Genomic DNA, 11011 nt, shown 5'->3' with positions numbered 1-11011 from the left:
AGTCAATCAAGTCGGCGATCGCCGCTGTTACGCGGCGTGGTCAAATCGGCATCGAACGCTCCCGCAGCCAGTCCGTCGCCGAGCCCTCGCGCCAACAGCCGACCGAGGTCGTTGACCCGGGCCAGGGACGTTTCAAAATCGGCGATCCGACGGAACGCCTCGCCGTAACGCCGCTGGACGTCGATCGGGGGTAAGGGCACTCGAAGGCGCTTCACGTCGATCCGCGTTTGTGCTGACGACGTCGTCGATTGCCGTACAACGATGTGCTCGTTCTCCCTCCGACTCAGCACACCCGCCAGGAACCATGGATCGAGCATGTCCGCATTCGGCCGTAGCGCCTGGACCGTCGTGTCCAACTGCGCACCCACCTGCTCAGCGGTCGCCACGCGGGCGAGAAGCTGCCCGGCGATCTGGGGGACGAGCACATCGCCCGCTCGTACCTCGCTGCCGTTGGTCGTGGTCACCCCACTCGGCGGCCTGCCCTTGGCGACATCGTGACTGGTCACAGCCTTCCGGTCGGCCGACGAACCACCGGCGGGTGGTGCCGTCCGATGCAGGGTCAGGTCGCCGTTCTGCATCAGCTGTTTCACCGGTACGAGGTGAGCGTCCCCGATCGGCGACGCACCCCCAACCACCAGCGGCGGGAGCTTGGCAAGCAGTCCCCCGAGTTCCGCATCCAGGGTCTCGTAGGCGGTCAGCAGGTCGGCGGAATCGCGGTACGGGACGTCAGGCAGCGGAAGATACCGCTGCGGTGTCAAGTCCGTCGCGTCGTCAAGCAGGTCGATCACCGATACCACGGCACGCACCCCCGGCTCGGCAGGTACAGACGCCGGATCCTCGCGAAACGCGTGCCAAGCGGCGACTGCGACCTCACGCATGGTGTCCGACTTCGGCGACGTGTCGACGAACAGCACACACTGCGCGCTACGCGCTCCATCGAGTGGCCGTCGAAGGACCCACAGATGCAACGCGATCGATGTGTGTGGAAGGAGCTTCGGCGGAAGAGCGACCACGGCTTGGAGCGCGCCCCGGCGAAGCAGCTCGGCGCGGATCCGGCGGCCGGCCGGACGCTGGGCAGCCGCGGGCGGCATTAGGAGGACCGCGTACCCGCCTGGCTTCAGGTGCGCGAGCGCGTGCTGCACCCACGCCAGCTCAGGCTCTGTCCTCGGTGGTACCCCGCCGAACTCCCAGCGCGAATCGTAAAGCAGGCGATCATGCCCCCAGTTCTGTAACCCGAACGGCGGGTTCGCCAGGACGACATCCACTCGCCTCCCAGGGAAGGCATCGGACAGCAGCGAGTCGCCAAGCCGCACCACAGACCGTCCGTCGACCCCGGGCGCAACCCGACGGGTGAACAGCTGCCTCAGCTGAGTGATCCTCACCGCTGCCGGATCGATGTCCTGCGCAAAGCAATCGACGCAGGTGCCGGCCGCAAGCGCTGACCCGAGCAAGGTCCCCATGCCGCAAGTGAAGTCGAGCACCGACGTGGCGGGGCCGGCCAGCTCGACCATGAGATCGGCGAGGCTCGGCGGCGTGGTGAAATTCGACGCCGCGCCTCGCGCAGCCACGTACTGAGTGAAGAGAAACTCGAACACTTCACGCGGTCCGTGCTCCTCCGCAAGTTCGGCGACGGCCGTCAGGACTTCGTGCTGTCGCGGCGACCATTCGTCGGGGAAGCCAGCACTCAGCAGTTCCGCTGCCGACTTGTCGATGCTGGCCAGAGCCTCGGCGAGTCCCGAGGGCGTGGGGAGCCGCTCGTTGCTGTTACCCGAAGCGATCAGGAGAGCGCCGGCTAGGCACAGCATTTCGGCCAGCTCGAGGCCGTCCGACGACGAATGGAGCCGGCGCCACACCAGCTCGCGAGGGGACAATTCGGCGAGCTTGCCCTGCACGCGGAGCCAGTCCTCGACCTCGGCAAGCCCGAAGAGCGGACTGGTGGCGCTCCCACCGACAGGTTGGGGAAAGTCGAGGTGCCGCCGACGCCAGTTGCTGACCGCGGCGCGACCCACTCCGGCAAGCTTGGCGATGCCGGTGGCGGACACGGTGCTCGTACCGTCCATGAACATCCCTTCGACCTCTGTGAACCATACATCGGCCTCTTCCGCCGTGTGCAAGGTTGCCGAAACTTTTTTTGTTGACTATGTTCACGCAATAGCTCGACGGGCGGATCCCACGGACTCACCGGCTCGAGAAAGCGCACGTCAGCGCCTTCGCTAGGAGATTTTGTGCCGAAGTAGCGGCCCAGCGGAGTAAGGACTTCCGCGGCTCTGCCCTGGCCTCGACGGGGAAGCCTCCCGCACCGTGCGCCGTCATTGCTGCCCTCGCGCCGTGCAGGACACCGACTCCGCGCTGCGCCGCATCGCTCGCCGGTTCGATCCTCCGGCCGAAGGTGAGGAGGCCAGTCGGGGCGTCACCGAACTGAATTCGGCGCCCGCCTCGTCGCCACGAGGCCGGCCACCCGCACGGCACCCTGTATATCGCCGGGATGCGCGATGGAGTCGAGCCGATCCCGGTGGACCAGTACCGCGGCACCGGATCGATCTGGAAGTACTGACATCCGCTGGGTTCAGCGGTAGCGCTTCTTGCATCGACCCGGCCGTCTCCAGCAGGACGAGGAACCGCTCGGTCATGCTGAGCCAAGGTTCCCGGTCATCGACTTCGCTGAGGTCCAGTTCATCGCTGCCGACCAGCACGCGCTCGCCGTAGCAGGGGTGATCAGATGCCTGCCTGGTCGAGGCGTTCGATGAGGCTGGGTTTGCGCGCGTGTGTTTGCCGCACTGCGTTGACGCGGGAGGCGAACATGTCGTCGCGGTCCTCGCGTTCGGCGAGCGCTTGGAGATCGGTGAGCAAAGTGACGGCGACGTCGTAGTCGGCCGGCTTGCGGGTGGCGATCAGCGCGTCGACACGCGACCACGCGGCGTCTCCTTCCTCGGCAAGCCTGTCGAGTCGTCGCTCGCGAGCCCGGGACCGGGCTTGTTCCCGGTGTGCCTCTTCGTCGGCACGCTGGAGGGCCAGGCGACGCTCGCGGTCGGCCCGCCGGCGCGCCGTGGCGTCGAGCAGGTCGGCCACGGTCCGGCGGGCCGGGCGGGGGCTGGCCGGAGCAGTGTCATCGCGGTAGCGGCGCAGCAGCTCCATCCGCACCCGCCCGGCCTCTCCCAGCACGTCCCGGGCCAGGAGCCGGTCCTTTTCGGCGGCAGGCAGACGGTTCACCCAGCCGGCGAGATCATCGGGATTTTCGGTGGTGTCCTCCAGCGGCGGAGACGCCTCGGCCACTGTGGCGAGGAGGTCGTCGTCGACGCGCAGGAAGTCCGCGAGCGCTCGCTGCGACGCAGTGAGAGTGCCCAACCCGGCCGGAACCGGCGGTTCGAGATCGTCGTCGGCGTCGCGGTCGAAAACGTCCTCGTCGCGCTCCCAAGCGCCGTAGGCCGCCAGCCAGGCGAGGTAGAGCGGCCGGAGGTCACCCGCGGCGAGTTCCGCGCGAACTCCGACGATCCCCGATAGCAAGCTCTCGGGGTCGTAGTCGAAGTCGAACTCACCGACGTCGTCCTCGCTCGTGAAGTCGAGCACGACGAACTCGCCCGTGACCCAGGCGCTCGCCGCGTGGCCGACGCAGTAGTCCTCGACGACGTCCGGGTCAAGCAGATCACGGGGCAGGCGGAACATCACGTGGTGGGTGCCCCAGTTCGCGACGTACAGATGCGCGTCGTAGTACCGCTCCATCAGACGGCGCGGGTCACCCTTGAAGTCACCCCAGTGGTACTCGTTCACGAAGCTGGTGGCGCTGATCCTCGCCCGAGTGGACAGGGACCTGACCTCGGCTTGCTCGCCGTCGTCCAGTGGCCGGTCGATCGCCAGGAACTCGTAGTACTGATATTCGCTCACGGCTCGTCCAGTTCGTCGGCGCCGGTGAACGGCTTCGCCCGGAAACTCGAATCGTCGCCCAAGTGGAAGAACAGATGTCCCTCGATCGTGTCATCGTCGACCAGCACCGCCCAGCCGCGGCCGCTCACCTGGTCGCCCTCGTCGACGCCTTGCCAGGAGAACTCGACACCGGGCAGGCCGCCCCGCTCGACCGTGCGGCAGTCCAGCCAGCCTTCGACAGCGATGAAGCCGAGCCGACCTGTACCGTCACGGGCGAATTCGATGAAACCCGGCTCGACCAGGTCGATCGCGTCACGATCCCAGCCGCTCATGCTGATGATGCGCCACCGGCCGAGCAGCCCGGCCGGGGGTTTCCGGACATTGCGTGCCACGAGGCGGCAGAGTAGCGACCGCGGCTAGCATCGCCGACGAGCCCCCACACGACCCGAGAGCCAATGGATTTCGACGACCTTGACTTCCTGCGCCGCAACGACCCGGCGTGGCGCTTGCTGCGCGCCGACAACGCGCCTCTGGTGCTCGGGTTCCTCCGCAAGGTCTTCGTCGACGACAACGTCCGGTCGATCTCAGCCACCGAGCTGGCCGGCCGTCTCGACGACGAGCTGTACGCGCTCAACGAGCGGCTCGGCGAAGGCACGTTCCCCAAGACGGCCAAGGCCTACCTGGACGACTGGGCCGCACCGGCGAACGGGTGGTTGCGCAAGTACTACCCGACCGGTTCCGACGAGGTGCACTTCGACGCGACTCCGGCCGTGGAGAAGGCGCTGACCTGGGTCGATTCGCTCCAAGCGCGCTCCTTCGTCGGTACCGAGTCACGCCTGAACACGATCTTCGAGCTGCTGCGCCAGATGGCCTTCGGGGCGGAGACCGATCCGGACGTCCGGCTGGCGGAGCTGCGTCGGCGGCGCGCCGAGGTCGATGCCGAAATCAACCGGGTGGCAGGCGGTGACTTCACCGTCCTCGACGGCTCGGCTCAACGGGACCGTTATCAGCAGTTCGCCGCGACCGCACGGGAACTGCTGGCCGACTTCCGCGAGGTCGAGGCCAACTTCCGCGGGCTCGACCGGGAGCTTCGGGCACGCATCGCCGGCTGGGAGGGCAGCAAGGGGCAACTGCTCGACGAAGTTGTCGGCAACCGGACCACCATCGCCGACTCGGACCAGGGGCGCAGTTTTCAGGCGTTCTACGACTTCCTCCTTTCGCACGAGCGGCAGACCGAGCTCACCGAACTGCTCGAGAAGGTGCAGTCGCTGGACGCCGTCGGCGAACCCGACCCGCGCATGCGGCACATCCACTACGACTGGCTCGACGCGGCGGAACGCACCCAGGCGACCGTGCGGCTGCTGTCGGAACAGCTTCGGCGGTTCCTCGACGACCAGGTGTGGCTGGAGAACCGCCGGGTGATGGACATCCTGCGCAGTATCGAGTCGTCCGCGCTCAAGCTCCGCGAGCACCCCGCGCCGGACCTCACCTGCGAACTCGACGGTACGGCCCCGGTCATCGCGTTGCCGATGGAACGTCCGCTCTACACCCCGAAGGAGAAGGTTCCGCTGGACAGCGCCGACATCGCCGCGGCCGACGAGGACCTCGACGCCTCCGCGCTCTTCGAACAGGTGTACGTCGACCGTGAGCGACTGTGCGGCATCGTGCGCGGGGAGCTGCGCGAACGAGCCCAGGTCGGGCTGGGTGACGTTCTGCGGAGGCGACCGCTCGAACAGGGGATGGCCGAGCTGGTCGGCTACCTCTCCCTGAGCGATCCGATCTTCCAGGTCGTCTTCGACGAGACGACCCGTGAACAGGTGCGCTGGACCGACGACACCGGGGTGGATCGGGTCGCGACCATACCGAGGGTGACGTACACCCGCACCTCGAGCAGCGACGGTTCTGTCGGTGGGCGCCTTTAGCATGGGCGGCGTGTCCACATCGTTGCGCCGGGACGAGCTCGACCTGCCACTGGTCATCACGCACCTCATGAAGGGGGTGGTCTACGCGGACAGCCACGAAAAAGCGTGGCGCCACCTGCTGCCGCTGCAAGCCCAGGTGCGTGACTACGTCGGTGTGATGGGCCTGACCGTCATCATCGACGAAGCGGAGGGCTACGCCTTCTTGCGCTCGAAGCCGGCCGACGAGGAGGAAGACGGGAAACTACCGCGACTGATCCCGCGGCGCGCGCTGTCCTTCCACGTGAGCCTCCTGCTGGCCCTGCTGAGGAAGAAACTCGCGGAGTTCGACGCGTCCGGCGCCGACACGCGACTGATCCTCACGCGGGAGCAGCTCGTCGAGATGGTGCGGATGTTCCTGCCCGAGAGCAGCAACGAGGCACGTCTGGTGGACCAGATCGACGCCCAGCTCACCAAGATCGTCGAGCTCGGTTTCCTGCGCCGGATCACCGGCCAGGAGGCCGCGTACGAGGTGCGGCGCATTCTCAAGGCGTTCGTGGACGGGCAGTGGCTGGCCGAGTTCGACCAGCGGCTCGCCGAGTACGCCGGGCAACTCGGCGGCAGAGGGGATCAAGACTGATGGGCGGCCTCTTCAGCGCGGCCGGACTCGACACCGAGGCGGCCGAGCTCGCCGGTTACCGGCTGGAGCGCCTCGAGGTCTACAACTGGGGCACGTTCGACCAACGGGTGTGGACGTTCCACCCCGCGGGACGCAACAGCCTGCTGACCGGCGACATCGGCTCGGGCAAGTCCACCATCGTCGACGCGATCACCACGTTGCTCCTGCCCGCCCATCGCATCTCCTACAACAAGGCGGCAGGGGCCGAGGCGAAGGAGCGGCACCTCCGCTCGTACGTCCTCGGCTACTACAAGTCCGAGCGCAACGAAGCGACCGGCGCCTCGCGACCGGTCGGACTGCGAGACCGCCGGTCGTTCTCAGTCATCCTCGGTTCGTTCACCAACCGCGGCTACGACTCGACGGTGACCTTGGCCCAGGTGTTCTGGTTTCGCGACGCGTCCGTCGGTCAGCCGGACCGGTTCTACGCCACCGCCGACCGGGACTTGACGATCGCGGGCGACTTCGCCGACTTCAGCGGGGACATCGCGGTGCTCAAGCGAAGGCTGCGCAAGCAAGAAGTCCGCGTCCACGACCACTTTCCCGCCTACAGCAAGGACTTCTGCCGACGGCTCGGCATCGACTCCGAGCAGGCGATGGAACTTTTCCACCAGACCGTTTCGATGAAGTCGGTCGGCAACCTGAACGATTTCGTCCGCTCCCACATGCTGGAGCCGTTCGACGCCGCCGGCTGGACCAATCGGCTGGTCGAACACTTCGAAGACCTGTCGAAGGCACACGAAGCGGTCCTCAAGGCACGTACCCAGCTCACCTTGCTGGAACCGCTGCTCGCCGAGTGTGACGCTTACGACGAGCTCGACGCGCGGATCACGGCCGGCAAGGCCGCGCGCGAAGCCCTGCGGTTCTACTGCGCGGATCGCAAGGCGGCCTTGCTCGGTGACCGGCTGACCGCGCTCGGCGGTCAGATCAGTGCACAGCAGAATGCTCTCGCGGGCGCGGAGATCGAACTGGACCGGCTGCGCCGGAAGGAGCGGGACCTCGAGATCCAGCGCGCCGGCCGCGGTGGCGACCGGATCAGCCAGCTCGAAGCCGAGATCGCCGCCGAGGAGAAGGAACGCGACCGGCGGAAGGAACAGGACAATCGCTATCGAACGCTCCTGACCGCAGCCGGCCTGCCCGCGGTCGCCGACCCTGCGCAGTTCACCGCTCGGCAGCGTGCCGTTGCCGAAATGCAGGGTTCTCTCGACCAGGAACAGGCCGATCTGCAGAACCAGCTCACGGACCTCACCGTCGAACGCCGCGATCTCGATGCGGAAGCCGCGGAGCTCAACACGGAGCTGCTGAGCTTGCGGGAGCGGCGCAGCAACATTCCCAAACGCAGCCTGGACGTGCGGGAGGCACTGTGCGCCGCACTGCGGGTCGACTCCGCCGAGCTGCCCTTCGCCGGCGAGCTCATCCAGGTGCGCGCGGACTGCGCCGCTTGGGAAGGCGCCGCCGAGCGCCTGCTGCACAGCTTCGGGTTGTCGATGCTGGTCTCGAGCGAGCACTACGACGCCGTTTCCGAGTGGATCAATGACCGGCACCTCGGTATCAAGCTCGTCTACTACCGGGTGCCCGAACGGCTGGGACAGATTCCGCCTCCGCAGTTGTCGGAGCGATCTTTGTTCGCCAAGCTGCAGATCAAGGACTCGCCGTTTTCGACGTGGCTGGATCGTGAGCTGACGCACCGCGCCGACTACGAGTGCGTGGACACCATGACCGACTTCCGGCGGGCGGCGAAGGCCGTTACCCGGGCCGGGCAGGTCAAGGGTGCTCGCGGCAGGCACGAGAAGGACGACGCCCGCCGGATCGACGACCGCCGTCACTACGTGCTGGGCTGGGACAACCAGGCCAAAATCGACGCGCTGCTCGACCAGGCGAACCGTCTTCAGCTTCAGCTGCGTGGCCTGGACGGCCGGACGCAGAAGGTCAAAACCGAGCTGAGCGCCAAAGGTAAACTCGCCACCACGCTGACCATGCTGGAGCAGTTCAACGGGTTCACCGAGATCGACTGGCAGGCGTCGGTGAACCGCATTGCCGAACTCGCCGGCGAAAAGACCCGCCTGGAACAGCAGTCGGACGAGCTGAAACGGCTGACCGCCGAACTGGAAGCCGCCGGCAGGCAGATCAAGGCGGCAGAAGAGGCCAAGGGGGCGGCCCAGACGGAGCTCGGAAATCTTGGTGGCCAGCGCAAAGCCGCGGAGAAGCAGCTACGCGACACGAGGACCACGTTGGACGAGCCGGCGGCCGCGACCGCGACCGCGTCGTTTCCCCTCGTCGCCCAACGCGTCGGTTCCAGAAGCCTGGTCACTCCGGAAGACTGCGATACGTGCCGCGTCGAGGTGAACGACGAGATCACCACGGAGATCGATCGGCTCACCGGCAGGCAGAACAAGGTCGCGGCCCGGGTCGTCGGAAAGATGAGCGACTTCCGCAAGGCGTACCCGCTGGAGACCGAGGAGTTCGACAACTCGATTCAGTCCGCGGGCGAATACCGCGCGCTGCACGACCGGATCGCGTCCGACGACCTGCCCCGGTTCGAGGCCGAGTTCAAGACCTACCTCAACACCAACACCATCCGCGACATCGCGGGATTCCATTCGCAGCTGACCAAGCAGGCCGAGCTGATCAAGCAGCGGATCGAGACCATCAACGACTCGCTTGTCGACATCGACTACAACCCCGGCCGGTTTATCCGGCTCGAGCCGCATCCCACGGTGAATGTCGAAATCCGTGACTTCCGGAAGGATCTTCGGGAGTGCACCAGCGGATCGCTCGGCGGCGACGACTCGAACCAGTACTCCGAGCAGAAGTTCCTCCAGGTGAAGTCGCTGATCGAACGGTTCCGTGGGCGCGAAGGGCAAACCGAACCGGACCGGCAATGGACCCGCCGGGTCACCGACGTGCGCAACTGGTTCACCTTCTCCGCATCCGAACGATGGCGTGCGGATGACACCGAGCACGAGAACTACACCGACTCGGGCGGTAAGTCCGGCGGTCAGAAAGAGAAACTCGCCTACACGATCCTCGCTGCCTCGCTGGCCTACCAGTTCAAGCTCGACTGGGGAGTAAGCAAGTCGAAGACGTTCCGGTTCGTCGTCATCGACGAGGCGTTCGGCCGCGGTTCCGACGAGTCGACCCGCTTCGCGCTCGGCCTGTTCCGGCGGCTCGGGCTGCAACTGCTGATCGTGACACCGTTGCAGAAGATCCACGTCATCGAACCGTTCGTCGCTGCGGTCGGGTTCGTGGACAACAAGACCGGCGACAGCTCGCGGTTGCAGACCCTGACCATCGAGGAATACCAGCAACGCCAGCTCGCGCACGCTCTCGGCACCGTATCCGATCAGGGCGTGTGATGCAGTGTCGACCGGCTGGACCACACCCGATGACGTGCGCGGCAAACTGCGGCGACGATGGGATCGCGGCGAGTTCCTGACCCAGCTCGCCACCGGAAACCGATGGGAACCGCTGGCGATCGGGTTGCGGGGTCCGAGCGCACAGGACACCGCTGTGCACCTCGACCGCGCACGCGCTTGGGCCGAGCAGTGGCAGCGGCTCCGGCATCTTCGTATCGAGACGAGAACGGTCGGCGGCCGGGTCGCCGGAACGAACGAGATCCCCGGCCGGGTCTGGGTCGACTCCTACGAACAGCTGTGGGCTTTTCTCGGAGTGCAGCCGGATGTGCGTACGTTCACCACCCTGCTGGAAGCGACGCGGTCGCGGGCGCCGGTCGTCGTCGACTGGATGTCCGCCAAACCCATGGAAGTACTCAAGCACCGGGATGAGTGGCCCCGGCTGGTCGACACCGCGTTGTGGATCGAGGCTTACGCGCGTCCTGACATGTACGTCCGGCAGATCGACGTGCCGGGCGTCGACACAAAGTTCATCGAGCGGTTCCGCACCATTCTGGCGGCGCTACTGGACTGTCTGCTCCCGGAACACCGCATCGACCGCACCTGCCCGCCATCGGATTTCGCCGGCCGGTACCTTTTCCGTAAGAAGCCCGCGTACGTCCGGTTCCGCCGCTTGTCCGCCGGTCACGGATTCAGCGAGCTGGCCGTGCGGGTGCCCGAACTGGCCGCGGCACCGCCCGCGGAACGCACGGTGTTCGTCGTGGAGAACGAAATCACCTACCTGGCGTTCCCACCCGTCGAGAACGCGATCGTGATCTTCGGCGAGGGATATGCGGCTTCCCGGCTTCAGCCGCTCGAGTGGCTGGCCGGCAAGAATCTCGTCTACTGGGGTGACATCGACACCCACGGGTTCGCGATCTTGAACCGGGTGCGTCGCTCGTTCGAAGGCACCCGGTCCATGCTCATGGATCGGGCCACACTCCTTGCCCATGAGGGACAATGGGTTGGCGAGGCCAGTCCCACCAGCGAACACCTCGAAGCGCTCGTGCCGAATGAGGCAAGTCTCTACACCGACCTCGTGGAAGATGTGCTGGGCAGATCCGTGCGGCTGGAGCAGGAACGCATCTCGTACGCAGCCGTCCAAGACGCCTCTCTTCGTTACACTGAGTAACTTGAAGCCAGAGATTCCCGGCCAGGTACCGGCAAGCTCCTCATCCGTGCAT

General features: G+C 66.4%; 7 protein-coding genes and 1 pseudogene. 5 read left to right on the top strand and 3 right to left on the bottom strand.

Annotation, left to right across the window (positions count from 1 at the left end; genetic code table 11):
• Positions 1–2: 2 nt before the first annotated feature.
• The 3 genes from C2L58_RS07565 to C2L58_RS07550 form a co-directional block, all read right to left on the bottom strand.
• Entirely contained in the window at positions 3–2066 is a 2064-nt protein-coding gene (locus tag C2L58_RS07565; RefSeq protein ID WP_103336816.1) for an N-6 DNA methylase, read from the bottom strand.
• A gap of 649 nt (positions 2067–2715) precedes the next feature.
• The gene (locus tag C2L58_RS07555; RefSeq protein ID WP_103336814.1) at positions 2716–3882 is read right to left on the bottom strand and encodes a hypothetical protein; all 1167 of its coding nucleotides are present in this window, start codon (positions 3880–3882) and stop codon (positions 2716–2718) included.
• Positions 3879–4253 (bottom strand): hypothetical protein, encoded by a 375-nt coding sequence (locus C2L58_RS07550; protein WP_233225604.1) that lies wholly within the window; start codon positions 4251–4253, stop codon positions 3879–3881. Before C2L58_RS07550 ends, C2L58_RS07555 begins: the two co-directional genes overlap by 4 nt.
• 63 nt (positions 4254–4316) lie before the next feature.
• On the opposite strand from C2L58_RS07550, the gene C2L58_RS07545 reads away from it, so the two are divergent.
• From C2L58_RS07545 to C2L58_RS07530, 5 genes and pseudogenes are all read left to right on the top strand, one after another.
• Complete coding sequence (locus C2L58_RS07545) at positions 4317–5783, top strand: DUF3375 domain-containing protein (RefSeq protein WP_103336813.1); 1467 nt, start codon at positions 4317–4319, stop codon at positions 5781–5783.
• A 10-nt stretch (positions 5784–5793) separates the two neighbouring features.
• Positions 5794–6399 carry a DUF4194 domain-containing protein gene (locus C2L58_RS07540; protein ID WP_199191148.1) on the top strand — a complete coding sequence of 202 codons (606 nt, stop codon included), beginning with the start codon at positions 5794–5796 and terminating at the stop codon, positions 6397–6399.
• Positions 6399–6632: pseudogene (locus tag C2L58_RS51455) on the top strand (ATP-binding protein); the annotation flags it as partial. The gene C2L58_RS07540 and the pseudogene C2L58_RS51455, both read left to right, overlap by 1 nt.
• A gap of 168 nt (positions 6633–6800) precedes the next feature.
• A complete protein-coding gene (locus tag C2L58_RS07535) occupies positions 6801–9791 on the top strand; it encodes an ATP-binding protein (RefSeq protein WP_233225603.1) in 2991 nt (996 codons plus the stop codon).
• A gap of 34 nt (positions 9792–9825) precedes the next feature.
• Positions 9826–10959: a Wadjet anti-phage system protein JetD domain-containing protein gene (locus C2L58_RS07530; protein ID WP_199191147.1), complete on the top strand. Its 1134-nt coding sequence runs from the start codon at positions 9826–9828 to the stop codon at positions 10957–10959.
• Positions 10960–11011: the final 52 nt, after the last annotated feature.

The sequence above is a fragment of the Amycolatopsis sp. CA-126428 genome, from assembly GCF_002904335.1.
In the GTDB taxonomy this organism is placed as follows: Bacteria; Actinomycetota; Actinomycetes; order Mycobacteriales; family Pseudonocardiaceae; genus Amycolatopsis.
This window is presented reverse-complemented; position numbering and strand designations above follow the sequence as displayed.

Excerpts from the sequence above, each read along its gene's own strand:
- C2L58_RS07565 (WP_103336816.1), bottom strand. The coding sequence starts at position 2,066 with ATGTTCATGGACGGTACGAGCACCGTGTCCGCCACCGGCATCGCCAAG.
- C2L58_RS07545 (WP_103336813.1), top strand. The coding sequence starts at position 4,317 with ATGGATTTCGACGACCTTGACTTCCTGCGCCGCAACGACCCGGCGTGG.